The 25,503-nt window shown below is 38.5% G+C and carries 40 protein-coding genes; 39 read left to right on the top strand and 1 reads right to left on the bottom strand.

The features are described from left to right. Positions 1-117 precede the first annotated feature (117 nt). The 38 genes from tuf to ACFSY7_RS08925 all read left to right on the top strand — a co-directional run bounded on the left by tuf (position 118) and on the right by ACFSY7_RS08925 (position 22,712). Positions 118-1,308 (top strand): elongation factor Tu, encoded by a 1,191-nt coding sequence (gene tuf / locus ACFSY7_RS09110; protein ID WP_126991972.1) that lies wholly within the window; start codon positions 118-120, stop codon positions 1,306-1,308. 155 nt (positions 1,309-1,463) lie between these two features. Next, on the top strand, positions 1,464-2,795 hold the full coding sequence (locus ACFSY7_RS09105; RefSeq protein ID WP_380147655.1) for a Na+/H+ antiporter family protein: 1,332 nt from the start codon (positions 1,464-1,466) through the stop codon (positions 2,793-2,795). Between the two features lie 360 nt (positions 2,796-3,155). Then, positions 3,156-3,464, top strand: a complete 309-nt coding sequence (gene rpsJ / locus ACFSY7_RS09100; RefSeq protein ID WP_126991970.1) for a 30S ribosomal protein S10 — start codon at positions 3,156-3,158, stop codon at positions 3,462-3,464. A 51-nt stretch (positions 3,465-3,515) separates the two neighbouring features. After that, positions 3,516-4,145, top strand: a complete 630-nt coding sequence (rplC, locus tag ACFSY7_RS09095; RefSeq protein WP_139995837.1) for a 50S ribosomal protein L3 — start codon at positions 3,516-3,518, stop codon at positions 4,143-4,145. 26 nt (positions 4,146-4,171) lie between these two features. After that, positions 4,172-4,795 carry a 50S ribosomal protein L4 gene (gene rplD, locus ACFSY7_RS09090; RefSeq protein WP_126991968.1) on the top strand — a complete coding sequence of 208 codons (624 nt, stop codon included), beginning with the start codon at positions 4,172-4,174 and terminating at the stop codon, positions 4,793-4,795. Beyond that, positions 4,795-5,073 (top strand): 50S ribosomal protein L23, encoded by a 279-nt coding sequence (gene rplW, locus ACFSY7_RS09085; RefSeq protein ID WP_126991967.1) that lies wholly within the window; start codon positions 4,795-4,797, stop codon positions 5,071-5,073. The genes rplD and rplW overlap by 1 nt, the downstream gene beginning before the upstream one ends. A gap of 39 nt (positions 5,074-5,112) precedes the next feature. Continuing rightward, positions 5,113-5,943 (top strand): 50S ribosomal protein L2, encoded by an 831-nt coding sequence (rplB, locus tag ACFSY7_RS09080; RefSeq protein ID WP_380147653.1) that lies wholly within the window; start codon positions 5,113-5,115, stop codon positions 5,941-5,943. A 57-nt stretch (positions 5,944-6,000) separates the two neighbouring features. Then, complete coding sequence (rpsS, locus tag ACFSY7_RS09075; protein WP_029500593.1) at positions 6,001-6,282, top strand: 30S ribosomal protein S19; 282 nt, start codon at positions 6,001-6,003, stop codon at positions 6,280-6,282. Between the two features lie 22 nt (positions 6,283-6,304). Then, entirely contained in the window at positions 6,305-6,652 is a 348-nt protein-coding gene (rplV, locus tag ACFSY7_RS09070; protein ID WP_126991965.1) for a 50S ribosomal protein L22, read from the top strand. Positions 6,653-6,655: 3 nt separating this feature from the next. Beyond that, on the top strand, positions 6,656-7,312 hold the full coding sequence (gene rpsC, locus ACFSY7_RS09065) for a 30S ribosomal protein S3 (protein ID WP_126991964.1): 657 nt from the start codon (positions 6,656-6,658) through the stop codon (positions 7,310-7,312). A gap of 2 nt (positions 7,313-7,314) precedes the next feature. Further along, positions 7,315-7,749: a 50S ribosomal protein L16 gene (rplP, locus tag ACFSY7_RS09060; protein ID WP_126991963.1), complete on the top strand. Its 435-nt coding sequence runs from the start codon at positions 7,315-7,317 to the stop codon at positions 7,747-7,749. Next, positions 7,739-7,936, top strand: a complete 198-nt coding sequence (gene rpmC, locus ACFSY7_RS09055) for a 50S ribosomal protein L29 (RefSeq protein WP_010290406.1) — start codon at positions 7,739-7,741, stop codon at positions 7,934-7,936. Before rplP ends, rpmC begins: the two co-directional genes overlap by 11 nt. A gap of 23 nt (positions 7,937-7,959) precedes the next feature. Continuing rightward, positions 7,960-8,223, top strand: coding sequence for a 30S ribosomal protein S17 (rpsQ, locus tag ACFSY7_RS09050; RefSeq protein WP_010290404.1), 264 nt, complete (start codon positions 7,960-7,962; stop codon positions 8,221-8,223). A 47-nt stretch (positions 8,224-8,270) separates the two neighbouring features. After that, entirely contained in the window at positions 8,271-8,639 is a 369-nt protein-coding gene (rplN, locus tag ACFSY7_RS09045) for a 50S ribosomal protein L14 (protein ID WP_029500588.1), read from the top strand. 34 nt (positions 8,640-8,673) lie between these two features. Then, positions 8,674-8,982 (top strand): 50S ribosomal protein L24, encoded by a 309-nt coding sequence (gene rplX / locus ACFSY7_RS09040; protein WP_126991962.1) that lies wholly within the window; start codon positions 8,674-8,676, stop codon positions 8,980-8,982. Between the two features lie 28 nt (positions 8,983-9,010). Beyond that, on the top strand, positions 9,011-9,550 hold the full coding sequence (gene rplE, locus ACFSY7_RS09035; RefSeq protein WP_126991961.1) for a 50S ribosomal protein L5: 540 nt from the start codon (positions 9,011-9,013) through the stop codon (positions 9,548-9,550). Between the two features lie 17 nt (positions 9,551-9,567). Further along, positions 9,568-9,753, top strand: a complete 186-nt coding sequence (locus tag ACFSY7_RS09030; protein WP_029500585.1) for a type Z 30S ribosomal protein S14 — start codon at positions 9,568-9,570, stop codon at positions 9,751-9,753. Between the two features lie 30 nt (positions 9,754-9,783). Beyond that, the gene (gene rpsH / locus ACFSY7_RS09025; RefSeq protein ID WP_029500584.1) at positions 9,784-10,182 is read left to right on the top strand and encodes a 30S ribosomal protein S8; all 399 of its coding nucleotides are present in this window, start codon (positions 9,784-9,786) and stop codon (positions 10,180-10,182) included. A gap of 32 nt (positions 10,183-10,214) precedes the next feature. Continuing rightward, positions 10,215-10,754, top strand: coding sequence for a 50S ribosomal protein L6 (gene rplF, locus ACFSY7_RS09020; RefSeq protein ID WP_126991960.1), 540 nt, complete (start codon positions 10,215-10,217; stop codon positions 10,752-10,754). A gap of 33 nt (positions 10,755-10,787) precedes the next feature. Beyond that, positions 10,788-11,147, top strand: a complete 360-nt coding sequence (gene rplR, locus ACFSY7_RS09015; protein ID WP_126991959.1) for a 50S ribosomal protein L18 — start codon at positions 10,788-10,790, stop codon at positions 11,145-11,147. Between the two features lie 21 nt (positions 11,148-11,168). Further along, a complete protein-coding gene (gene rpsE / locus ACFSY7_RS09010) occupies positions 11,169-11,672 on the top strand; it encodes a 30S ribosomal protein S5 (protein WP_126991958.1) in 504 nt (167 codons plus the stop codon). 16 nt (positions 11,673-11,688) lie between these two features. Then, positions 11,689-11,871: a 50S ribosomal protein L30 gene (gene rpmD, locus ACFSY7_RS09005; protein WP_029500580.1), complete on the top strand. Its 183-nt coding sequence runs from the start codon at positions 11,689-11,691 to the stop codon at positions 11,869-11,871. Between the two features lie 31 nt (positions 11,872-11,902). Next, a complete protein-coding gene (rplO, locus tag ACFSY7_RS09000) occupies positions 11,903-12,343 on the top strand; it encodes a 50S ribosomal protein L15 (protein WP_126991957.1) in 441 nt (146 codons plus the stop codon). Then, the gene (gene secY, locus ACFSY7_RS08995; RefSeq protein WP_126991956.1) at positions 12,343-13,632 is read left to right on the top strand and encodes a preprotein translocase subunit SecY; all 1,290 of its coding nucleotides are present in this window, start codon (positions 12,343-12,345) and stop codon (positions 13,630-13,632) included. The genes rplO and secY overlap by 1 nt, the downstream gene beginning before the upstream one ends. A 72-nt stretch (positions 13,633-13,704) precedes the next feature. Further along, the gene (locus ACFSY7_RS08990; protein ID WP_380147652.1) at positions 13,705-14,358 is read left to right on the top strand and encodes an adenylate kinase; all 654 of its coding nucleotides are present in this window, start codon (positions 13,705-13,707) and stop codon (positions 14,356-14,358) included. Between the two features lie 445 nt (positions 14,359-14,803). Beyond that, positions 14,804-15,022, top strand: a complete 219-nt coding sequence (infA, locus tag ACFSY7_RS08985; RefSeq protein ID WP_010290388.1) for a translation initiation factor IF-1 — start codon at positions 14,804-14,806, stop codon at positions 15,020-15,022. 37 nt (positions 15,023-15,059) lie between these two features. Next, entirely contained in the window at positions 15,060-15,173 is a 114-nt protein-coding gene (rpmJ, locus tag ACFSY7_RS08980) for a 50S ribosomal protein L36 (protein WP_000868344.1), read from the top strand. 24 nt (positions 15,174-15,197) lie between these two features. After that, positions 15,198-15,563, top strand: a complete 366-nt coding sequence (gene rpsM / locus ACFSY7_RS08975; protein ID WP_029500576.1) for a 30S ribosomal protein S13 — start codon at positions 15,198-15,200, stop codon at positions 15,561-15,563. Between the two features lie 26 nt (positions 15,564-15,589). Continuing rightward, positions 15,590-15,979: a 30S ribosomal protein S11 gene (gene rpsK, locus ACFSY7_RS08970; RefSeq protein ID WP_126991954.1), complete on the top strand. Its 390-nt coding sequence runs from the start codon at positions 15,590-15,592 to the stop codon at positions 15,977-15,979. 152 nt (positions 15,980-16,131) lie between these two features. Then, positions 16,132-17,076, top strand: coding sequence for a DNA-directed RNA polymerase subunit alpha (locus tag ACFSY7_RS08965; protein WP_010290382.1), 945 nt, complete (start codon positions 16,132-16,134; stop codon positions 17,074-17,076). Between the two features lie 61 nt (positions 17,077-17,137). Beyond that, entirely contained in the window at positions 17,138-17,518 is a 381-nt protein-coding gene (rplQ, locus tag ACFSY7_RS08960; protein WP_010290381.1) for a 50S ribosomal protein L17, read from the top strand. 367 nt (positions 17,519-17,885) lie between these two features. Then, on the top strand, positions 17,886-18,731 hold the full coding sequence (locus tag ACFSY7_RS08955; protein ID WP_380147651.1) for an energy-coupling factor ABC transporter ATP-binding protein: 846 nt from the start codon (positions 17,886-17,888) through the stop codon (positions 18,729-18,731). Next, a complete protein-coding gene (locus ACFSY7_RS08950) occupies positions 18,707-19,573 on the top strand; it encodes an energy-coupling factor ABC transporter ATP-binding protein (RefSeq protein ID WP_126991952.1) in 867 nt (288 codons plus the stop codon). The genes ACFSY7_RS08955 and ACFSY7_RS08950 overlap by 25 nt, the downstream gene beginning before the upstream one ends. Next, the gene (locus ACFSY7_RS08945; RefSeq protein WP_380147662.1) at positions 19,570-20,367 is read left to right on the top strand and encodes an energy-coupling factor transporter transmembrane component T family protein; all 798 of its coding nucleotides are present in this window, start codon (positions 19,570-19,572) and stop codon (positions 20,365-20,367) included. The genes ACFSY7_RS08950 and ACFSY7_RS08945 overlap by 4 nt, the downstream gene beginning before the upstream one ends. A gap of 9 nt (positions 20,368-20,376) precedes the next feature. After that, the gene (gene truA / locus ACFSY7_RS08940; protein ID WP_380147650.1) at positions 20,377-21,126 is read left to right on the top strand and encodes a tRNA pseudouridine(38-40) synthase TruA; all 750 of its coding nucleotides are present in this window, start codon (positions 20,377-20,379) and stop codon (positions 21,124-21,126) included. A 190-nt stretch (positions 21,127-21,316) separates the two neighbouring features. After that, the gene (gene rplM, locus ACFSY7_RS08935; protein WP_126992054.1) at positions 21,317-21,754 is read left to right on the top strand and encodes a 50S ribosomal protein L13; all 438 of its coding nucleotides are present in this window, start codon (positions 21,317-21,319) and stop codon (positions 21,752-21,754) included. Positions 21,755-21,775: 21 nt separating this feature from the next. Then, a complete protein-coding gene (rpsI, locus tag ACFSY7_RS08930; protein ID WP_126991949.1) occupies positions 21,776-22,168 on the top strand; it encodes a 30S ribosomal protein S9 in 393 nt (130 codons plus the stop codon). A 142-nt stretch (positions 22,169-22,310) separates the two neighbouring features. After that, on the top strand, positions 22,311-22,712 hold the full coding sequence (locus ACFSY7_RS08925) for a MaoC family dehydratase (RefSeq protein WP_380147649.1): 402 nt from the start codon (positions 22,311-22,313) through the stop codon (positions 22,710-22,712). Here the strand turns inward: ACFSY7_RS08925 and ACFSY7_RS08920 are convergent. Beyond that, positions 22,618-23,778, bottom strand: coding sequence for an acyltransferase family protein (locus ACFSY7_RS08920; protein WP_380147648.1), 1,161 nt, complete (start codon positions 23,776-23,778; stop codon positions 22,618-22,620). The genes ACFSY7_RS08925 and ACFSY7_RS08920 overlap by 95 nt on opposite strands. A gap of 189 nt (positions 23,779-23,967) precedes the next feature. Here ACFSY7_RS08920 and ACFSY7_RS08915 point away from each other — a divergent pair, with 189 nt between their 5' ends. Then, entirely contained in the window at positions 23,968-25,035 is a 1,068-nt protein-coding gene (locus ACFSY7_RS08915; protein ID WP_158621066.1) for an Mrp/NBP35 family ATP-binding protein, read from the top strand. The last annotated feature ends 468 nt before the right edge of the window (positions 25,036-25,503 follow it).

Raw genomic sequence — 25,503 nt, 5'->3', positions numbered from 1 at the left:
GTATAAATAACATGTAAGCTACATCTTAGCAGGAGAACAGGGCCCGTTCTTCTAAAAGATGTATCTATAAATCTTATTACTAATAAAACTTTTAAAACCCTAGGAGGCACATTTAAAATGGCTAAAGAAAAATTCGACCGTTCTAAAACGCATGCTAACATTGGTACAATCGGACACGTTGACCATGGTAAAACAACTTTAACTGCTGCAATCGCTACAGTTCTTGCTAAAAAACAAGGCGGGGAAGCTAAATCATACGCTGATATCGATAACGCTCCAGAAGAAAAAGAACGCGGTATCACTATCAACACTTCTCACATCGAATATGAAACTGACACTCGTCACTACGCTCACGTTGACTGCCCAGGACACGCCGATTACGTTAAAAACATGATCACTGGTGCTGCACAAATGGATGGCGCGATCTTAGTAGTATCTGCTGCTGATGGTCCAATGCCACAAACTCGTGAACACATCCTTTTATCTCGTAACGTAGGTGTACCTTACATCGTAGTATTCTTAAACAAATGCGATATGGTAGACGACGAAGAATTACTTGAATTAGTTGAAATGGAAGTACGTGACCTATTATCAGAATACGGCTTCCCTGGCGATGATGTTCCTGTAATCAAAGGTTCTGCTCTTAAAGCTTTAGAAGGCGAAGAAAAATGGGAAAATGCAATCGTTGAATTAATGGACGCTGTAGATTCTTACATTCCAACTCCAGAACGTCAAACTGACAAACCATTCATGATGCCAGTAGAGGATGTATTCTCTATCACTGGTCGTGGTACAGTAGCAACTGGCCGTGTTGAACGTGGTCAAGTTAAAGTCGGCGATGTTGTTGATATCGTTGGTATTACTGAAGAAACTGCTCAAACAACTGTAACAGGTGTTGAAATGTTCCGTAAATTATTAGATTACGCTGAAGCTGGCGATAACATCGGTGCTTTATTACGTGGTGTTGCTCGTGAAGATATCCAACGTGGTCAAGTACTTGCTAAACCAGGTACAATCACACCTCACACTAAATTCTCTGCTGAAGTTTACGTGTTATCAAAAGAAGAGGGTGGCCGTCACACTCCATTCTTCTCTAACTACCGTCCACAATTCTACTTCCGTACTACTGACGTAACTGGTGTAATCACGTTACCAGAAGGTACTGAAATGGTAATGCCTGGCGATAACACTAAAATGAACATCGAACTTATCCACCCAATCGCTATTGAAGACGGTACTCGTTTCTCAATCCGTGAAGGCGGCCGTACAGTTGGTTCAGGTGTTGTTTCTAACATCGAAAAAGCTTAATTCTTTCTTTAACTAGATTGATTTAATAAGCTTTCTTATAAAAAGCGTATGTAGCATTTGCTGCATATGCTTTTTTTTTTACGGAAAATTGACATGAAATCTTACGTTCATTATAATGGCGAATGAGTCAAAAAATTAGAAAGTAGGTGACATTGATGAACGCAGTCATTGTTGCTGTATTGGTTATGCTAATATTAAGTGTTCTTCGCATTAATGTGGTTTTCTCATTAGCGATTGGGGCACTTATTGGTGGCTTAACTTCGGGAATGTCATTAAGTAAAACATTAGAGACATTTATAGGTGGTTTAGGCGATGGGGCAGAGGTAGCATTAAGTTATGCGATGCTTGGTGGTCTAGCTGTTGCAATTTCAAAAACCGGGATATCTGAATTGCTAGTATCAGCAATTTTAAAAGTAGTGAAACGAAGTGGAGATTCACAAAAATCAGCTCTAGTAAAGGCGCTTATCTTTATTGTTTTATTATTAATGGCTGTATCCTCACAAAATATCATTCCTATTCATATTGCATTTATTCCTTTGTTAATTCCCCCAATTATTAAAATTTTAAATATGTTGGAAATTGATCGTCGTTTGATTGCTTGTATTTTAGCATTTGGTTTAATTACACCATATATGAGTTTGCCATTTGGTTTTGGGCTTGTTTATCAAGGGATTGTAGCAGATAATATTTCATCAGCAGGATTAGATATTTCTCGCACTGATGTTTATGGACCGATGTTAATTCCAGCAATCGGCATGTTAATTGGATTGATCATTGCGTTTTTTGCGTTTCGTAAACCACGTAAATATCGAGAAATTAATGTAGAAAGTGAACTTATCGTTAAAGTAAGTAGAAAAAATATTATTTCAACAGTTATTGCATTAATTGCAACAGTGTTAGTACAAATTCCGGCATTAGTACCATTAGAGACAGGGCAAATGTTTTTAGGCGCATTAACTGGTGTATTGATTTTATATATTACTGGTGCTATTCGTTGGAAAGAAGCCGATAGTATTTTAACAGATGGCATGCGTTTAATGGCTTTTATCGGAATGGTTATGGTTGCATCAAGTGGTTTTGCAGCAGTTGTTACAGCTACAGGAGATGTCGACGGTTTAGTATCTGCTGCGGAAACAATGCTTGGTGATAATAAAGCTTTAGCTGTTTTACTAATGTTACTAATTGGATTTTTCATCGATATGGGAATTGGTTCTTCATTTGCGACTATTCCAATTATTGCATCTATTTTTGTACCAATAGCAGAAAGCTTTGGTTTAAGTGCTGCAGCAATTATTACATTGATAGGTACGGCAGGAGCATTAGGTGATGCAGGATCTCCAGCTTCTGATTCAACGTTGGGCCCCACAGCTGGATTAAATGTTGATGGTCAGCATGATCATATTTGCGATACCTGTATTCCGACTTTATTCATTTTCAATATTCCACTATTAATTTCTGGCTGGGTAGCAATTATGTTCTTTTCATAGGAACTATATTATATATAGAAGAAAAATCATTTTTTTGTGCTTGAATTGACAGAAAAATGGTTTTTCTTAATTTCGAAGGGTAAAAGGTTGCCTTCTGCGCTAATTTTTTATATACTAGAAAACGTTAAAAAAGCAGACGTAAATTCAAATTCAAGAAAAGAACCACATAGAATAGCGTAAATAATTTTTTTAAAGAAAGTTATTGCGTTCGATACGTAGATTATGTATAATATAAATGTTGGTCTTTGACTGCGATGAAACGGGAGGTTACCGACACACCCGGCCGCATTGCCATGGCGCGTGGTTGGAAAATTTCCGTGGAGAATTGTCTAGGAAATAGGCGAAAAGGGAGGGAAAATAATGGCAAAACAAAAGATTCGTATTCGTTTAAAAGCATATGATCACAGAATTTTAGATCAATCTGCTGAAAAAATCGTTGAAACTGCAAAACGTTCAGGTGCTGGTGTATCAGGTCCGATTCCACTACCAACTGAAAGAACAGTTTACACAATCTTACGTGCGGTTCATAAATATAAAGACTCACGTGAACAATTCGAAATGCGTACGCATAAACGTCTAATCGATATCGTTAACCCAACACCACAAACTGTTGACGCGTTAATGAAATTAGATTTACCATCAGGCGTTGATATCGAAATCAAACTATAATGCATGGTAAAAAATAAAATTAATTTTAAATATCTTCAGGAGGTGTGACACATGACCAAAGGAATCTTAGGTAGAAAAATCGGTATGACGCAAGTCTTCGCTGAGAACGGTGATTTAATCCCTGTAACTGTAATCGAAGCTACTCCAAACGTAGTTCTTCAAAAGAAAACAGTTGATACAGATGGTTACGAAGCTATCCAAATCGGTTTCGAAGATAAACGAGAAAAATTATCTAACAAACCTGAACAAGGACACGTAGCTAAAGCAAACACTGCTCCTAAGCGCTTCATTCGCGAAATTCGCAATGCTGACTTAGCTGAGTACGAGATTGGTCAAGAAGTCAAAGTTGAAATTTTCGCAGAAGGCGATGTAGTAGATGTAACAGGTGTTACTAAAGGTAAAGGTTTCCAAGGTGTTATTAAACGTCATGGTCAATCACGTGGTCCTATGGCCCACGGTTCTCGTTACCACCGTCGCCCTGGTTCAATGGGTCCAGTTGCTCCAAACCGCGTATTCAAACAAAAGAATTTACCTGGTCAAATGGGTGGCAACGTTGTAACTATCCAAAACTTAGAAATCGTAAAAGTTGATACAGAACGCAACTTATTACTAGTTAAAGGTAATGTTCCTGGTTCTAAAAAAGCGTTAATCACAGTTAAATCTGGTATTAAAGCTAACTAATTTTCCGAAGAAAGGAGGAAACAGGAATGACAAAAGTAAATGTACTTAGTCAAACAGGTTCTTCTGTAGGTGAAATCGAATTAAACGATGCTATCTTCGGAATCGAACCAAACGAATCTGTACTTTTCGACGCAGTAATCGCTCAACGCGCTTCTCTACGTCAAGGTACACACAAAACTAAAGGTCGCTCAGAAGTTTCTGGTGGTGGTCGTAAACCATGGCGTCAAAAAGGTACTGGCCGTGCCCGTCAAGGTTCTATCCGTTCTCCACAATGGCGCGGTGGTGGTATCGTATTCGGTCCAACACCACGTAGCTATGCATACAAACTTCCTAAAAAAGTTCGTCGCTTAGCACTTAAATCAGCTCTTTCTAACAAAGTTGCTGAAACAAACTTCGTAGTTGTTGATGCTCTAACTCTAGATGCACCAAAAACTAAAGATTTCGTGAAAGTTCTTGCTGATTTATCAGTAGCAACTAAATCACTTATCGTTACTGCTGACGTGAATGAAAACGTAGCATTATCTGCTCGTAACATCCCAGGCGTAACTGTTCTAACAGCTGAAGGTATCAACGTTTTAGATCTAGTATCTGCAAACAAAGTTGTTATCACTAAAGATGCTGTAGCTAAAATTGAGGAGGTGCTTGGTTAATGGAAGCACGTGAAGTACTAAAACGTCCTGTCATCACTGAGCGCTCTTCAGAACAAATGGCAGAACAAAAATACACATTTGAAGTTGACACTCGTGCCAACAAAACAGAAGTTAAAGACGCTGTTGAATCTATCTTTGGTGTTAAAGTTGAGAAAGTCAACATCATGAACTACAAAGGTAAAAAGAAACGCGTTGGCCGTTATACTGGCTTAACTAACAAACGTCGTAAAGCTATCGTAACTTTAGCTGAAGGCGAAATTGAATTATTCGAAATGTAATATAGATTGCATTCTTAATTAATAAAGGAGGGAATACACATGGCGATTAAAAAGTACAAACCAACCACAAATGGCCGTCGTAACATGACGTCATCTGACTTTGCTGAAATCACAACTAATAAACCAGAAAAATCTTTATTAGCTGCTAAAAAACGCAAAGCTGGTCGTAACAACCAGGGTAAAATCACTGTTCGTCATAATGGTGGTGGCCACAAGAAACAATACCGTATCATCGATTTCAAACGTAATAAAGATGGTATCGTAGGTAAAGTAGCTACTATCGAATACGATCCTAACCGATCTGCAAACATCGCATTAATTAACTATGCTGATGGTGAAAAACGCTACATCCTAGCTCCGAAAGGTCTAGTAGTTGGCATGACTATCGTATCTGGTGAAGATGCGGATATTAAAGTTGGTAACACATTACCACTTGCTAACATTCCAATGGGTACTACAATCCATAATATCGAGTTAAAACCTGGTAAAGGCGGTCAACTTGTACGTTCTGCAGGTACTTCTGCGCAAGTACTTGGTAAAGAAGACAAATACGTAATCGTACGCTTACAATCTGGTGAAGTACGTATGATCTTAGCAGCTTGCCGTGCAACAATCGGTGAAGTTGGTAACGAACAACACGAACTTATCAAAATTGGTAAAGCGGGTCGTAAACGCTGGATGGGTAAACGTCCAACAGTTCGTGGTTCTGTAATGAACCCTAACGATCACCCACACGGTGGTGGTGAAGGTAAAGCTCCAGTTGGTCGTAAATCACCAATGACTCCATGGGGTAAACCAGCTCTTGGTTACAAAACTCGTAACAAAAAAGCAAAATCTAATAAATTTATTATTCGTTCTCGTAAAAAATAATGTGATTAAGCTACGATTCATTCGAATCGTAGTTGAATCATGGAGGGAGGTTCCGAAATGGCTCGTAGCTTGAAAAAAGGACCATTCATTGATGACCACCTTATGAAAAAGGTTGAAGCATCAAACAATTCTGAAAAGAAACAAGTTATTAAAACTTGGTCTCGTCGCTCTACAATCTTCCCGAACTTCATCGGCGAAACAATCGCTGTGTATGACGGACGTAAACACGTTCCTGTATACGTAACTGAAGATATGGTAGGACACAAGTTAGGTGAGTTCGCTCCAACACGTACATTCAAAGGTCACGGCGGAGACGATAAATCAACTAAAGTACGCTAATTAAGAGAGGAGGTAAACACTAATGCAACAAGAAGCTAAAGCTATCGCTCGCACAGTTCGCATTGCTCCTCGTAAAGTACGTCTAGTAGTAGACTTAATCCGAGGTAAAGAAGTCGGTGAAGCCATCGCTATTTTAAAACACACACCTAAAGCTGCATCTCCAGTAGTAGAGAAAGTTTTAAACTCAGCAATCGCTAACGCAGAGCACAACTATGATTTAGATGTAAACAACCTAGTTGTTTCTAAAGTATTTGTTGACGAAGGTGCAACATTAAAACGCTTCCGTCCACGCGCACAAGGACGTGCTAGCGCAATTAACAAACGTACAAGCCACATTACAATCGTGGTATCTGAGAAGAAGGAGGGATAATACGTGGGTCAAAAAGTACATCCAATTGGTTTACGTGTAGGTGTCATTCGTGATTGGGAATCTCGTTGGTACGCTGAAAAAGATTACGCAACATTACTTCACGAAGATATCAAAGTACGTAAATTCATCGAAGAAACTTTAAAAGAAGCTTCAGTTTCTAAAGTAGAAATTGAACGCGCTGCAAATCGTATTAACATTACGATTAGTACAGCTAAACCAGGTATGGTAATTGGTAAAGGCGGACAAGAAGTGGAAGCACTTCGTAAAGCTCTTAACAACATGACTGGCAAACGCGTACACATCAACATTGTTGAAATCAAACGTGCAGATCTTGATGCTCGCTTAGTAGCAGAAAATATCGCTCGTCAATTAGAAAACCGTGTATCATTCCGTCGTGCACAAAAACAAACTATTCAACGCACTATGCGTGCAGGTGCTAAAGGTATCAAAACTCAAGTATCTGGTCGTTTAGGTGGCGCTGATATCGCTCGTGCGGAACATTATAGTGAAGGTACTGTTCCACTTCATACTCTTCGCGCTGACATTGATTATGCTCACGCTGAAGCTGACACTACTTATGGTAAATTAGGTGTTAAAGTATGGATCTACCGTGGTGAAGTCCTTCCTACTAAAAAGAACTCTGTGGAAGGAGGCAAATAATTATGTTATTGCCAAAACGCGTTAAATACCGTCGTGTACACCGTGGCAAAATGCGTGGTCAATCAAAAGGCGGCACAACAGTAACATTCGGTGAATTCGGTTTACAAGCTCAAACAGCAAGCTGGATTACTAACCGTCAAATTGAGGCTGCACGTATTGCTATGACTCGTTATACAAAACGTGGCGGTAAAGTATGGATTAACATTTTCCCACACAAACCTTACACTAAAAAGCCTCTAGAAGTACGTATGGGTTCTGGTAAAGGTGCTCCTGAAGGTTGGGTAGCAGTTGTAAAACCAGGTCGTGTAATGTTCGAAATCGGTGGAGTTACTGAAGAAGTAGCCCGCGAAGCACTACGTTTAGCAGCTCACAAATTACCAGTAAAATGTAAGATTGTTAAACGTGAAGAAATTGGTGGTGAATCTAATGAAGGCTAATGAAATCCGTGAACTTGCAACTGTTGAAATTGAAGACAAAGTAAAATCACTGAAAGAAGAGCTTTTCAACCTTCGCTTCCAATTAGCGACTGGTCAATTAGAAAACACAGCTCGTATTCGTGAAGTTCGTAAAGCTATCGCGCGTATGAAAACTGTTATTCGTGAAAGAGAAATCAGTGCAGATTAAACTGATAAAGGAGGTTTGCAAGCATGACTGAGCGTAATCAACGCAAAGTTTACACAGGCCGCGTAGTTTCTGACAAAATGGACAAAACTATTACAGTAGTTGTTGAAACATACAAGAAACACTCACTTTACGGTAAACGTGTAAAATACTCTAAAAAGTTCAAAGCGCATGATGAAAACAACACAGCAAAAGTTGGAGACATCGTACGTATTATGGAAACTCGTCCGCTATCAGCTACTAAACGTTTCCGTTTAGTTGAAGTTGTAGAAGAAGCGGTTATTATCTAATAAATTTCGGTATTTATTCAGTAAAGATCCGAAGGGAGGTAACCTAAGTGATTCAACAAGAAAGTCGTTTAAAAGTTGCCGACAACTCAGGTGCTAAAGAAGTATTAACTATCAAAGTACTAGGTGGTTCTGGCCGTAAAACTGCTAACATCGGTGATGTTATTGTTTGTACAGTTAAGAAAGCAACACCAGGTGGCGTTGTCAAGAAAGGCGAAGTAGTAAAAGCTGTTATCGTACGTACTAAATCAGGCGTGCGTCGTAAAGACGGTACTTACATCAAATTTGACGAAAACGCATGTGTAATCATCCGTGATGATAAATCACCACGCGGAACTCGTATTTTCGGACCTGTTGCACGTGAATTACGTGATGACAACTTCATGAAAATCGTTTCATTAGCTCCGGAAGTTCTTTAATTTCAAGGAAGTGCCAACAAGGAGGTGCGACATAATGCACGTTAAAAAAGGCGATAAAGTAATGGTTATCTCAGGTAAAGATAAAGGCAAAACAGGTGTTATCTTATCTGCGTTCCCTAAAAAAGATCGCGTGTTAGTTGAAGGTGTTAACATCGTTAAAAAACACGTGAAACCAAACCAACTTAATCCACAAGGTGGTATCGTTTCTCAAGAAGCAGCGATCCACGTATCGAACGTAATGCTAATCGACCCTAAATCTGGCGAGCCGACTCGCGTAGGTTTCAAAGTTGAAGATGGCAAAAAAGTTCGTGTAGCAAAAAAATCAGGTAATGTGATCGACTAATTTTTAATAATAGAAGGGAGGTACACACATGAGCCGCCTAAAAGAAAAATATACAAATGAAGTATCATCTGCTCTAATGAGCAAGTTTGAATACACTTCTACTATGCAAGTACCTAAAGTAGAAAAAATCGTAATCAACATGGGTGTTGGTGACGCTGTTCAAAACTCTAAAGTACTAGATGCAGCAGTTGAAGAATTAACATTAATCGCTGGTCAAAAACCAGTTATTACTAAAGCTAAGAAATCTATCGCTGGTTTCCGTCTTCGTGAAGGTATGCCAATCGGTACTAAAGTTACACTTCGTGGTGACCGTATGTACGATTTCCTAGACAAATTAATCTCTATTTCGCTTCCACGTGTACGTGACTTCCGCGGTGTTTCTAAAAAAGCATTCGACGGTCGCGGTAACTACACTCTAGGTGTTAAAGAACAATTAATTTTCCCAGAAATCGATTTCGATAAAGTTTCTAAAGTACGCGGTATGGATATCGTTATCGTAACTACTGCGAACTCTGACGAAGAAGCTCGCGAGTTGTTAACTCAATTCGGTATGCCATTCCAAAAATAAGATAGGAGGGCTAGAACGTGGCTAAAAAATCAATGGTTGTTAAACAACAACGTGCTAAAAAATTTAATGTTCAAGAATACACACGTTGCGAACGCTGTGGTCGTCCGCACTCTGTATACCGTAAATTTAAACTTTGCCGTATTTGTTTCCGTGAACTTGCTTACAAGGGACAAATTCCTGGCGTGAAAAAAGCCAGCTGGTAATCCCCTAAATTGGGAAGGAGGTAAAATGTAATGACTATGACAGATCCAATTGCAGATATGCTTACTCGCATCCGTAATGCGAACATGGTACGTCACGAAAAATTAGAGCTTCCAGCTTCTAACATCAAAAAAGAAATCGCTGAGATTCTTAAACGTGAAGGTTTCGTACGTGACGTTGAGTATATCGAAGATGATAAACAAGGTATTATCCGTATTTTCTTAAAATATGGTCAAAATAACGAACGTGTTATCACAGGTTTAAAACGTATCTCTAAACCAGGTCTACGTGTTTATGCTAAAACTGAAGAAGTGCCAAAAGTTCTTAACGGCTTAGGTATTGCTCTAGTTTCAACATCACAAGGCTTAGTTACAGATAAAGAAGCTCGCGCTAAAAAAGTTGGCGGCGAAGTTCTAGCTTACGTTTGGTAATTAGCAACAAAAGAATGGAGGTGCAATAAGAAATGTCTCGTATTGGTAAAAAAATCATCGAGGTGCCTGCAGGAGTTACAGTTACAGTGGATGCTGAAAACGTAGCAACTGTTAAAGGTCCGAAAGGCGAATTAGTTCGTGCTTTCCACAAAGATATGAAAATCGAGCAAGAAGGTAACGTAATTACTGTAGTACGTCCTTCTGACTCAAAAGAACACCGTACAAATCATGGTACAACTCGTGCTCTTTTAGCTAACATGGTAACTGGCGTATCTGCTGGTTTCGAGAAAGCTTTAGAACTTGTCGGTGTAGGTTACCGTGCTCAATTGCAAGGTAAAAAATTAGTTCTTAACGTTGGTTACTCTCACCCAGTAGAATTTACTCCTGGTGAAGGTATCGAAATCGAAGTACCTGCTAACACAAAAGTTATCGTTAAAGGTATTTCTAAAGAACAAGTTGGTGCTCTAGCATCTAACATCCGTGACGTACGTCCTCCAGAACCTTACAAAGGTAAAGGGATTCGTTATGAAGGCGAATACGTTCGTCGTAAAGAAGGTAAAACAGGTAAATAATGCTGCATAAGCATTAGAAAGGAGTGACCTTTAGTGATTACGAAACAAGATAAAAATCAAGTTCGTAAAAAACGTCATGCTCGCGTACGTGCTAAAGTTTCTGGTACAACTCAACGTCCACGTTTAAACGTTTACCGTTCAAACAAACACATTTACGCTCAACTTATTGACGATATTCAAGGTGTTACACTTGTATCTGCTTCAACTATGGAAACTGGTTTTGAAGGTACTACAAGCAACACTGAAGCTGCTACAAAAGTTGGCGAAGCTATCGCTAAAAAAGCTGCTGACAAAAACATCAAAGCGGTTGTATTCGACCGTGGCGGTTACTTATATCACGGACGCGTACAAGCTTTAGCTGAAGCTGCACGTGAAAATGGTTTAGAATTTTAATAAGAAGGAGGTTCACATTCAATGGGTCACATTATTGACGCAAACAGTCTTGAACTTGAAGAACGCGTAGTTACTATTAACCGCGTTGCTAAAGTTGTTAAAGGTGGACGTCGTTTCCGCTTTACTGCATTAGTTGTTGTCGGAGATCGCAATGGCCATGTAGGTTTTGGTACAGGTAAAGCACAAGAAGTACCTGATGCTATTCGCAAAGCTGTAGAAGATGCGAAGAAAAACTTAATCGAAGTTCCACGTGTAGGTGGTACAACTCCTCACTTAGTGATGGGTAAATTCGGTGCAGGTAACATCATGATTAAACCTGCTTCTCCTGGTACAGGAGTTATCGCTGGTGGTCCAGTACGTGCCGTACTAGAACTTGCTGGTATTACAGATATCTTATCTAAATCTTTAGGATCTAACACACCAATCAACATGGTTCGTGCTACAATCCAAGGTTTATCTGAACTAAAACAAGCTGAAGAAGTTGCAAAACTTCGTGGTAAATCAGTAGAAGAACTTTTAGGTTAAGGGAGGGAAATTGACAATGGCAAACAAATTAGCGATTACCCTTACTAAAAGCCCAATCGGTTCTAAACCAGGCCAAAAGAAAACTCTTGAAGCTCTAGGTTTACGTAAAATGCAACAAACTGTTGAACATGCTGACAACGTCGCTGTTCGCGGTCAAATTGCAAAAGTAGCACACTTAGTAACTGTTACTGAAAATTAATCTTTTATCTTACAATAAGGAGGTGCCTCTAATGAAACTTCATGAATTACAACCAGCTGCTGGTTCACGTAAAGTACGTAACCGCGTAGGTCGTGGTATCGCAACAGGTAACGGTAAAACTTCTGGTCGCGGTCACAAAGGTCAAAAAGCCCGTTCAGGCGGTGGCGTACGCCCTGGCTTCGAAGGTGGTCAAAATCCATTATTCCGTCGTTTACCAAAACGCGGTTTCACAAACATTAACCGTAAAGAATTCGCTATCGTGAATCTTGACGCTTTAAATCGTTTTGAAGATGGCACAGAAGTAACACCAGCTTTACTTGTTGAAACTGGCGTTGTGAGCAATGAAAAATCAGGTATTAAAGTTTTAGGTAACGGTTCTGTTACAACTAAACTTACTGTGAAAGCTCACAAATTCTCTGCTTCTGCTAAAGAAGCTATTGAAGCTGCTGGCGGAAACATTGAGGTGATCTAATGTTTCAGACTATCGCTAACCTATTCCGCGTTAGAGATATCCGAAATAAGATCATTTTCACACTTTTGATGTTGGTGATTTTCCGTATAGGAACATTTATCCCGGTACCAAATGTGGATGCAGATGTATTAAAGCAAACCGATGAACAAAGTTTAGTCGGTTTCCTTAATATGTTTGGTGGGGGAGCTCTCCAGAACTTCTCTATTTTCGCGATGGGAATTATGCCTTATATTACGGCATCAATCATCGTTCAACTGTTACAAATGGATGTTGTGAAAAAGTTCACTGAGTGGTCAAAACAAGGTGAAGTTGGGCGTAAGAAAAGTGCTCGATTTACACGATACTTTGCAATTGTCCTAGCATTCATTCAATCTATCGCTATGTCATATGGTTTCAACCGTATGTATAGCGGTATGTTGATTAGTGAAGAAGGTTTTCTAACTTATCTTACAATTGCCATTGTGTTAACTGCTGGAACAGCATTTCTATTGTGGTTAGGCGAACAGATTACTGAAAAAGGTGTGGGAAATGGTATTTCCATTATCATCTTCGCGGGGATCGTTGCAGCATTACCAAATACAGTTAATCAAATCTATGCTCAAGAATTTGAAAATGCTGGGGATCAATTGTTCCTTAACATTGTCAAATTTGCGCTTATTGCTTTAGTTGTTTTAGCTATTGTTGTTGGAGTTATCTACTTCGAACGTGCAAGTCGTAAAATTCCAATTCAATACTCTAAAGGTTCTGGTGGCAATATTCGTGGAGCGCAAAAATCCCACCTACCACTTAAAGTTAATGCAGCTGGGGTTATCCCAGTAATCTTCGCTGTTGCATTTATCGTAACACCTAGAACAATTGCATCTTTCTTTGGTGATGGTGAGGTTGCTACTTTCATTCAGAACACTTTTGATTATTCAAAACCTGTTGGTATGATAATCTACGTTGCATTGATTATTGCATTCGCATATTTCTATGCATTCGTTCAAGTGAATCCTGAGAAGGTAGCAGATAACTTGAAGAATCAAGGCGCTTATATTCCAGGGATTCGTCCAGGGAAGAATACAGAGTCGTATCTTACAAGTGTGTTATATCGCTTAACGTTTGTAGGGTCAATTTACTTATCAATTGTTGCTGTGTTACCGATTTTATTCGTTAACATTGGGGGTCTTCCACAATCAGCACAAATTGGTGGTACAAGTTTAATCATCGTTGTGGGCGTAGCTCTTCAAACAATGACTCAACTTGAATCACAATTAACTAAACGACACTATAAAGGTTTTATGAAATAACTTTGGTTGGCTTGGGGGCATTTTCGGATGTTCCTGATACAACCATAAATTATATATTGGAGGATTTACCGTATGAATATCGTTTTAATGGGTCTTCCTGGTGCCGGTAAAGGTACTCAAGCAGACAAAATTATTGAAAAGTACGACATTCCTCATATCTCTACAGGCGATATGTTCCGTGCCGCTATGAAAAATGGCACAGAACTTGGCTTAGAAGCGAAATCTTACATCGATAAAGGTGCTCTTGTACCTGATGAAGTGACGATTGGTATCGTTCGTGAACGCTTAGCTGAACCTGACTGCAATCAAGGATTCCTACTAGATGGTTTCCCACGTACAATTGAACAAGCTGAAGCTTTAGATCAAATCTTAGCAGATCTTGGACGCAAAGTTGAAGACGTGATTAACATTAAGGTAGACCAAGATGAATTGATTAAACGCTTAACGGGTCGTCGTATTTGTAAAGTATGTGGCTCGTCTTATCACTTAGTTTTCAACCCACCAAAAGTTGAAGGCGTATGTGACAAAGATGGAGGAGAACTTTATCAACGCGCAGACGATAATCTAGAAACGGTTTCTAATCGTCTAGAAGTAAACATCAAACAATCTCAACCATTGCTTGATTTTTATAACAAAAAACAAATTTTAACAGATATTGACGGTCAGAAAGATATCAATGATGTCTTTGCTGATGTTGACGCTCTTTTAAAGAGCAGCCGCAACTAATACCCGAGTCTCGGGCGCAGGAAACTCTGCCTCGGCAAGGAAACGTGCTGCGGTAGCAAAACGGAATTTAAATTTCGAGAGCTGCAAAAGCATATTGTGCCCGGTCTATGCACTGATGAATTATTGTATCGTTCGAAGGATTCCCTTTGTCCTTGATGCAATATTAATTCTGAAGGGGTATAATGGGTTTCGTGTAAAGTATCTGTAGATTACAGGTATGCACAGATCTCATCCAAGGATATACATTCCAAGTGATCGCGTTGACATTATGGATACTGATTCTGGGATTTTTTCCAGGGATGTGAGATCGAACCCAGACGTCTTTCGAACATCTCTCATATAATCCAAACATATGTTAGACGAGTATTTCACAAGAACACTTGGCTGAATTCGTTTGAATTTAACGATGAGAACCTGCATTGCATATAGAAGGGAGACAGGCTCGATGGCGAAAGACGATGTAATTGAAATCGAAGGCACAGTTCTTGAAACTTTGCCAAACGCGATGTTTAAGGTAGAATTAGAAAATGGACATACAGTTCTTGCTCACGTGAGTGGCAAAATCCGTATGCACTTTATCCGCATTCTTCCTGGAGATAAAGTAACAATTGAATTATCTCCATATGACTTAACTCGCGGTCGTATCACATACCGTTTTAAATAATCTTTTGCACTCCGGACCACTAAGGAGGTTAGGTAAGATGAAAGTAAGACCATCTGTGAAACCAATCTGCGAAAAATGTAAAGTTATTCGCCGACGTGGTAAAGTAATGGTAATCTGTGAAAATCCTAAACACAAACAAAAACAAGGATAATAATAAAGGAGGTGCACATCGTACATGGCACGTATTGCTGGTGTTGATATTCCACGCGAAAAACGCGTTGTAATTTCATTAACTTACATCTACGGTATCGGTAACGCTACAGCTAAACAAGTATTAGCTGGTGCTGGCGTTGACGAAAACATCCGTGTTAAAGATCTAACTGAAGATCAATTAAACAAAATCCGTGAACAATTAGACACATATAAAGTAGAGGGTGACTTACGTCGCGAAATCTCTCTTAATATCAAACGTCTAATGGAAATCGGTTCATTACGTGGTATCCGCCACCGTCGCGGTTTACCTGTTCGTGGTCAACATACGAAGAACAATGCTCGTACTCGTAAAGGTCCTCGTAAAACTGTAGCGAACAAGAAAAAATAATTAAGTAAAGGAGGTCACGCATAACAATGGCACGTAAACAACAATCTCGTAAACGTCGTGTGAAAAAGAATATCGAAGCTGGTATTGCTCACATCCGTTCTACTTTCAACAACACAATTGTTACTATTACAGATGTACAAGGTAACGCAATTTCATGGTCATCAGCTGGTGCTCTAGGTTTCCGTGGTTCACGTAAATCTACTCCATTCGCTTCTCAAATGGCTTCAGAAGCTGCTGCTAAAACTGCAATGGAACATGGTTTAAAAACTCTTGAAGTAACTGTTAAAGGTCCTGGTGCTGGCCGTGAAGCTGCAATCCGTGCACTTCAATCAGCTGGTTTAGAAGTTACAGCTATCAGAGACGTAACTCCAGTACCTCATAACGGTTGCCGCCCACCAAAACGTCGTCGTGTATAATTAATAGTTGCAACTTAATCTAGAATTAAGTTAAACTATCATATGCACTAACTTTGTATTAGGACAATCTTATTTGATTGACATTCGATTTTAACAAACAAATGATGGATTGATACCATACATTCGATGTTTTATTAAGGAGGGTAAATTGAATGATCGAAATTGAAAAACCAAAGATTGAAACCGTTGAGATCAGTGATGATTTAAAATACGGCAAGTTTGTTGTGGAGCCACTTGAACGTGGTTATGGAACTACTTTGGGAAATTCACTACGTCGTATCCTTCTGTCTTCTTTACCAGGAGCTGCTGTTACATCAATTCAAATTGACGGCGTACTACACGAATTCTCTACTATTGAGGGTGTCGTAGAAGATGTTGCTTCAATTATTTTGAATCTTAAAAAGCTAGCTTTAAAAATTTACTCTGATGAAGAAAAAGTCATTGAAATTGATTTCAAAGGCTCAGGAGTGATTACTGCCGCTGATATTACTCACGACAGTGACGTAGAAATTTTAAACCCAGATCTATACATTGCAACTGTTGCTAATAATGGTCATCTTCGCATGCGTATGTATGCACAACGTGGACGTGGATACACTCCAGCTGATCAAAACAAACGCGAGGATCTTCCTATCGGCGTTATCCCGATCGACTCTATTTACACTCCAGTATCACGCGTCAACTTCACAGTGGAAAATACTCGTGTTGGTCAATCGACTGACTTCGACAAACTTTCACTTGATGTATGGACAGATGGCAGCATCGGTCCTAAAGAGGCGATTTCGCTCGGAGCAAAAATTTTAACCGAGCACTTAAACATCTTCGTTGGTTTAACTGATGAAGCGCAAACTGCTGAAATCATGGTTGAAAAAGAAGAAGACCAAAAAGAAAAAGTTCTTGAGATGACTATCGAGGAATTAGATCTTTCTGTTCGTTCTTACAACTGTCTGAAACGCGCTGGCATTAATACTGTTCTTGAACTTGCTAACAAGTCTGAAGACGATATGATGAAAGTACGTAACTTAGGACGTAAATCATTAGAAGAAGTAAAAGCGAAGTTAGAAGAGCTTGGTTTAGGGTTACGTGAAGAAGACTAAGCATAACTTTTAAATAATATAAATTTTACGATCAGTAATTGAACAAAGGAGGGAAATATCCATGGGTTACAGAAAACTTGGCCGTACAAGTTCTCAACGTAAAGCGATGCTTCGCGATTTAGCAACAGACTTAATCGTTAACGAACGCATCCAAACAACAGAAACTCGTGCAAAAGAATTACGTTCAGTAGTTGAAAAAATGATTACTCTAGGTAAACGCGGTGACTTACACGCTCGTCGTCAAGCTGCAGCATTTATCCGTCGTGAGTTAGCTACTACAACTGACGCTGAAGGTAACGAACAAACTGTTTTCGCACTTCAAAAGTTATTTGATGATGTAGCTCCACGCTACGCTGACCGTCAAGGCGGTTATACTCGCATTATGAAAGTTGGTCCACGTCGTGGTGACGGTGCACCAGTAGTTGTGATTGAATTAGTTTAATCTTAACTAATGCGGTGGAGGGTGTACTGTTCGCATCAAATGAACTTTGCACCCTCTTTTTTTAAAAACCAAAATGATTTATACGACAATATAAAAAGCTGAGTGTTATGATGAGCAGTTGAGGCTGTCTCGTTTAGCTCTACGCACCCCATCCACTTATAGGTCTGAGCAACCTATAAGGAGACTTTCGATTTTTGCGCGTTTCTCTGGATAGGGTGCGCGCTTTTTTTATTTATTTTAAAATATGACACCTAAACGACTTTGTCTCTTGTGGCAAAGTCGTTTCTTTTTGTATAGAATAGCTATAAATAGTGAGCTCAGTTAGAATGTAGAGTAGAGAATTGTCGAGCAAGAGAGGAGTTTCAACATGGATGAAATACTATCACTAAAAAATATTGCATTTACATACACACCTGATCAGCCAGAAGTGAAAAATGCAGTAGAAGATGTTTCCTTTACAGTTTATGAAGGGGAATGGATTGCTATTGTTGGGCATAATGGTTCTGGAAAGTCCACGTTAGCACGTATTATTAATGGGTTATTATTTCCACAACATGGAAGCGTTAGTGTACTAGACCAACCGATGAATGAAGAGAATCTTTGGGATATTCGTTCAAAAATGGGGATGGTGTTCCAAAATCCCGATAATCAATTTGTTGGTGCAACGGTACAAGATGATGTGGCATTTGCTTTAGAAAATAATGGCGTACCGCATAAAGAAATGGTGAAACGTGTACACGAAGCATTAGCTCAAGTGAAAATGGAGGATTTTTTAGATAATGAGCCACAACATTTATCCGGCGGTCAAAAGCAACGTATCGCAATTGCAGGTGCCTTGGCATTACGTCCACGTATTTTAATTTTAGATGAAGCAACATCGATGTTGGATCCGCAAGGGCGCGCAGAAGTTTTAAATACTGTTCATAAGCTACGTGAAGAAACTGGATTAACAGTATTATCAATTACACACGACTTGGAAGAAGCAATGCTTGCAGATCGTTTACTGTTCATGAATGGTGGTCGAAAGTTTGCAGAGGGAACACCACAGCAAATTTTTGATTTAGGAGATGAACTTGTTAAATTAGGATTAGATTTACCATTTCCAATTAAAATGGTTAAGCTATTACAGCAACAGGGAGTCACACTTGAAGGTGGCTATATGACAGAAGAAGAGTTGGTGAATGATATATGGATATCGAACTTCAAAAAGTAAGTTATAGCTATGGTGTGGGCACTCCTTTTGAAAAGCGTGCGTTATTTGATGTTGATTTATTAATCCCTAGTGGAAGTTATCAAGCGATTATTGGTCATACAGGTTCGGGAAAATCAACCATTCTACAGCATTTAAATGCATTGTTGAAGCCTACTGAAGGTACAGTACGAATTGGTAGTGCAATTATTGAATATAAAAAGAAACCAAAAGATTTACGTCCCGTTCGTCAAAAAGTTGGGATTGTGTTTCAATTTCCTGAGCATCAATTGTTTGAAGAAACGGTGCTAAAGGATATTATGTTTGGCCCAATGAATTTTGGTGTTGATGAAAAAGAAGCTGAGGAACGAGCACGTAAAATGTCCAAGCTTGTTGGATTACCAGAAGAAGTGCTTGAAAAATCACCATTCGATCTATCAGGTGGTCAAATGCGTCGTGTGGCGATTGCAGGTGTACTTGCAATGAAACCAGATGTCATTGTACTGGATGAGCCAACTGCTGGTCTTGATCCACGTGGTCGAAAAGAAATCATGGAATTGTTTTATAAATTGTATAAAGAACAAAACTTAACAATGATTCTCGTAACACATAGCATGGAAGATGCAGCACGTTATGCAGACCACATTGCCATTATGTATAATGGGCGCTGTGTATTAACAGGAAAGCCACTCGAAATTTTTAGTGATGCAACAAAACTTGCTGAGTTTCGTTTGGAGGTACCACATATTATTCGTTTTCAGAAGCGTTTAGAGGCACGTTTAGGCTTTTCTCTTCCAAAGCTTTGTCTAACAGAGGAAGAACTCGCAGAAACGCTTGCAAAGGCTGTTAAGGAGCGTGAGCAATAATGGGTAAAATGATTTTTGGACGCTTCTTACCAGGAGATTCAATTGTGCACAAAATGGATCCGCGTGCGAAGTTATTATTTGTTTTTATTTTTATTGTTGCCGTATTCTTAGCAAATAATGTGTGGTCATATGCGGTACTATTAGCATTTACATTTCTTGTGATGACTATATCGAAAATTAAATTACGTTACTTAATCAACGGCTTAAAGCCCGTCATGATACTACTTGTATTTACATTGTTTATTCATGTCTTCTTCACAAAAGGTGGCGCCGTTTTAGTGGATTGGAAATTTATTGAGATTCATGAAGAGGGGCTACGACAAGGGATATTTATTTCAATTCGTTTCCTTGTATTAGTGTTTATGACATCTATTTTAACGTTAACAACATCACCGATTGCCATTACAGATGGTATGGAAATGTTATTAAATCCGTTTAAAAAAATAAAATTACCTGTGCATGAGCTGGCGTTGATGATGTCGATTGCGCTACGCTTTATTCCAACACTAATGGATGAAACCGATAAAATCATGAAGGCTCAGATGGCACGTGGATCGGATATGACTTCTGGACCGATTAAAGACCGTATTAAAGCGGTGGTGCCTTTACTTGTTCCACTCTTTGTTAGTGCCTTTAAGCGTGCAGAAGATTTAGCAACAGCTATGGAAGTACGAGGATATCGCGGGGGCGACGGTCGTACGCGTTATCGTCAGTTGAAATGGAATCTTCGAGATACATTAGCACTTGTCGTATTAGTGCTAGTAACAGGATTACTCGTATTTTTACGCAATTAGGAGGGCAATATGCGACGTTTGAAAGCAACGATTTCATATGATGGTACAAATTTTGCTGGGTATCAAGTACAACCAAATCAGCGTACTGTGCAAGAAGAAATCGAAAAAGTATTAACAAGAATGCATAAAAGTAAAGAAACGATTCATGTGACGGCAAGTGGGCGTACAGATGCACGCGTACATGCGTTAGGTCAGGTGCTACATTTTGATACGACATTAACGATTCCTGTAGATCGTTACGTAACAGCACTAAATGTCCAACTACCACATGATATTCGTTTTTTAGAAATAGAAGAGGTTGCTGAGGATTTCCACGCACGTTACAGCGTACACGGAAAGCAATATCGATATATTTGGTCATGTGAAAAAATTTTAAATCCATTCCGTCGATATTACACGACAGCAACGAATGGTCATAAACCAGATATCGCAAGGATGAAAGAAGCTGCTCAGTATATTATTGGCACACATGATTTTTCTTGCTTCTGTGCTGCCAACACGGGAGTGAAGGATAAAGTTCGTACAGTAGAGGCATTAGACTTTGAATGGCACGGTGAAGAGTTACACATGATTATTCGAGGAAATGGATTCTTGTATAATATGGTGAGAATTATTGCCGGAACTTTGTGGGAAGTAGGAATTTCTAAGCGAGAACCAGCAGAAATTGAACAAATTGTGGCATCGATGAATCGGAAGACCGCTGGTAAAACAGCGGCGCCACAAGGTTTATACCTAGAAAAAGTACATTATCCAAATTAGAACAACATCGCCTAGTGTTTTTTTGAAAATGCTTGACTTAAGTTGCTCAGTGTTATAAGATGATGTATGGTATTTTCATTACCCCACAAGATAAGCCCCGAATCTTTTCTTATGAGGATAAAGAAAACAATTGGAACAGATTTTATAGAATTAGAATTAATATTGAAATTGTAGGAGGATACTAACAATGATGCGTACAACATTCATGGCAAAAGGCCACGAAGTAGAACGTAAATGGTATGTTGTTGACGCTGAAGGCCAAACTCTTGGTCGCTTAGCTTCAGAAGTAGCAGCTATTTTACGTGGTAAAAATAAACCAACATTCACACCTAACGTTGACACAGGTGATCATGTAATCATCATCAACGCTGAAAAAATCCAATTAACAGGTAACAAATTACAAGGTAAAATTTATTACCGTCACACTCAATACTCAGGCGGTTTAAAACAACGTACTGCAGGCGAAATGAAAGAAAAATATCCTGTACAAATGCTTGAATTAGCTGTAAAAGGCATGCTTCCTAAAAACTCTTTAGGTCGTCAAACTTTCACAAAATTACATGTATATGCTGGCGCTGAACACCCACACGCTGCACAACAACCAGAAGCTTATACGCTTCGCGGATAATTATTAGAGGAGGACAATATCTTGGCACAAGTTCAATATATCGGCACAGGCCGTCGTAAAAGCTCTACTGCCCGCGTACGTTTAGTACCAGGCGAAGGCAAAATCGTAATCAACAATCGCGCAGTTGAAAACTACGTACCATTCGAAACTTTACGCGAAATTATCAAACAACCATTAGTAGCAACTGAAACTCTTGGAAGCTATGACATTTTTGTAAATGTTAACGGTGGTGGTTTCACAGGTCAAGCTGGCGCTATCCGCCACGGTATCGCTCGTGCGTTACTAACAGTTGACCCTGATTTCCGTCCAGCACTTAAATCTGCAGGTTTACTTACTCGTGACCCTCGTATGAAAGAACGTAAAAAACCAGGTCTACGCGGCGCTCGTCGTGCACCTCAGTTCTCAAAACGTTAATCTTTCGTTTACAGAATACAAAAACCACTCTCTTATGGGAGTGGTTTTTCTTATTTCTTTTAATGTTAATTATTTACTTTTATCTCAAAATTAGTTATGATTTGATAAACATATTTTAAATTTGATTATTGGAGGATTACTTATGGTTGTAAAATTTGATATTGGTTCGACAGCAACATTTTCAAAAACAATTAGTGAATTTGATGTTTATCAATTCGCAGGTATTTCAGGTGATTTAAATCCGATACATATTAATAAAATTGCAGGTGAAGCATCAATCTTTAAGGATCGCGTTGCACATGGGATGCTTGTATCTTCGTTAATTTCAACAACAATCGGTATGAAGCTTCCTGGTGAAGGTACAATTTATCTAGGTCAAAATTTAAAATTTACACGCCCAGTTTATATTGGCGACACCGTAACAGCTAAGGTTGAAGTTGCGGAATTCATTAAAAAAGATATTGTAAAACTACTAACAACAGTAACAAATCAGCATGGTAAAACAGTTGTTGAAGGCGATGCTGTTGTGAAAGTTCCAATTTAAGAATAAAAAAACGGAATCGCTTAGTGCGATTCCGTTTTTTATGGCGTTTTAAAACTTTTTCTACACGTAATTCTATTTTTTGTAATAGTAAGGTAAATGGTTTTCCTGCTAATAAGATTGCAACGAGCGCAAAAACTCCTAAATAAATCCATAGCCATGCATGCGGGAAAATGCCTTTTAAAAAATCATTTACATGATAGTGATGATAAAGAAATAGTAGCGGCCTGTGGAAAAAGTAAATAGCAAGTGAGCGTTCGCCGATTACAGTAAACCAAGTATGCTTTTGAGTCATCAATGAGAGAATAGCGATAGACATACAAGTCGTTACGACCATCGTTAACAAACGCATAATTGCGCCTGATCCAGAAATATCGATACCCATGCGAATCTGGCTATATGCATTCCGACCACTTAATAAATTACGCATATCATATAATGTATCGATATTTAAATAAATTGTGATAGCGATTAATACAAGAGAAAGAGCTGATACGATTTTTAATTTTGGAGATTGTAGAAAGTTCGCTAAATCATTTGGTTTTATATAATAACCGATAATAAAAAACGGAAAGAATGAAATGATTCTTGAGCCTACTAATACATCGCCAATATTTGTATAGCCAATTGCTAATGCTAAAATGATGCTTGCGGGAATGACAATGGAAGCTTTTAAATTCCGTAAGAGGCGTCCTAAGCATAACCAAACTGCCATTGCGAACATGAACCATGGTACGCTATTTTCTACAAATGGATTAAATACATAATTTTCTCGACCTAACCAATAATGAATTAATAAGTAAAAAATAAATTCCATTATAAAATAGAGAACAAGGAAGTTTGCTATTTTTTCAATACGGAAGGGATCTTTTAAAATAATCGATTTACTAAATAGCCCTGCTAAGAAAATAAATAGTGGCATGTGAAATAAATAAATGTAGAAAAAGAAAATACGCATTGATTCAAAGTGGTCTGTATAATAATCTGCTGCATGACCTAATACGACAAGTATAATGAGAAGCGCTTTTACATTATCGAAAACAAAAATACGTTGTTTAGAAGTATTCATAAAAAACCTTTCTTTATATGAGATATGTACACTACATAATATAGCGCTAAAAGAGTCTCTGTAAAATTACATTTATGTAAAATTCGAATGGCTGGTACGTAACAACCTCGTGACAAAGTATGAAGGGTTTTTTCGGCAATTATGTTATACTTGATTCGATATAAACAAGATTATGAGGAGTGTTAGATTGTGATTAATGAACAACAAGTCCGTGAATTACTTGGTGGTTTTACAGATCCCATTTTACATAAAACATTAGCTGAAACAAATGGGGTACTTGAAGTAAGCATTAAAGAAGAAAAAGAACATGTTAGTGTGAAGGTTGCGATTGCAAAATTAGGTACACCTGAACAATTAACTTTCCAAATGGATATTGTAAATGAATTAAAAGAAGCGGGTTTCAAAACAGTAGGTATCCGTTTTGCAGAATTAGATGCGTCTGTATTAGAACAATTCCGTGGAACAGCAACGCGCTCAGAGGCGCAAGACTTATTATCTCCAATAAATAAAACGCAATTTATCTCAATTGCTTCTGGTAAAGGTGGAGTTGGTAAATCAACTGTATCTGTTAACCTTGCTGTAGCATTAGCGCGATTAGGTAAAAAAGTTGGTCTAATTGATGCGGATATTTATGGATTTAGTGTTCCTGATATGATGGGCGTGCAAGATATGCCTCGCGTAGAAAATGACCGCATTTTCCCGGTAGAGCGTTTTGGCGTAAAAATGATTTCAATGGGATTCTTTGTTGAAAACAATGCACCAGTCGTATGGCGCGGGCCAATGTTAGGTAAAGTATTAGATCAGTTCTTCCGTGATGTAGAGTGGGGCGATTTAGATTACTTACTATTAGACTTACCTCCAGGTACAGGTGATGTGGCACTTGATATTCACCAAATGCTACCTGAATCATATGAAATTGTTGTAACAACACCACATCCAACAGCAGCATTCGTTGCAGCACGTGCGGGTGCAATGGCAATTAAAACACAACATCATATTTTAGGTGTAGTTGAAAACATGTCATGGTTCCAATCAGAAGTATCGGGTGAAAAAGAATACGTATTTGGTAAAGGTGGCGGTACTAAGCTAGCTTCTGAATTACGTACACAATTACTTGGTCAAATTCCACTAGGTCAACCAGATATTATTGAAGCAGATTTTGCACCATCTGTTTATGCTAGAAATCATTCGACAGGTCAACTTTATTTAGAAATGGCTCAAAATGTTATTGATCAATTAGCAAAAGAAGAAAAATAAATCGTTTATAATAGTATGAAGAAATCCGAAACCGTATATGGTTTCGGATTTTTATTTGAATAAAAGATTGGAAAATGATGTTTGAAATAGCACTAAAAAGATTTTATTAGTATAAAGGGTTTTGCTAAAAATTATTTTAATAAAAAGGTTGACCGCTTTTAAAAAGAAGCGTATAGTTAGTTTTGTTGTTAAAACAACTTAATTTGAAACGAAATAAAAAATGCTTGCATTTAATAAATTTTGTTGATATAATAATTAAGTCGTCAAAATGATGGCAAAAGTAAAATTTAAATCTTTCAAAAAAAGTTGTTGACACAAACAACTTGAAGTGATAAGATATAAGAGTTGCTGAATAAGCGACTTAAAATGAACCTTGAAAACTGAACAAGCAAGATGTAATCACAATAAATTCGGTTCAATTGAATCGAAAAAATGTTATCAAGCAAGATAACGCTAGCAAAGCAAATG

The organism is Kurthia populi (genome assembly GCF_042686175.1).
Lineage (GTDB): Bacteria > Bacillota > Bacilli > Bacillales_A > Planococcaceae > Kurthia > Kurthia populi.
The sequence above is the reverse complement of the archived record's forward strand: the minus strand, read 5'-3'. Positions and strand labels throughout refer to the sequence as shown.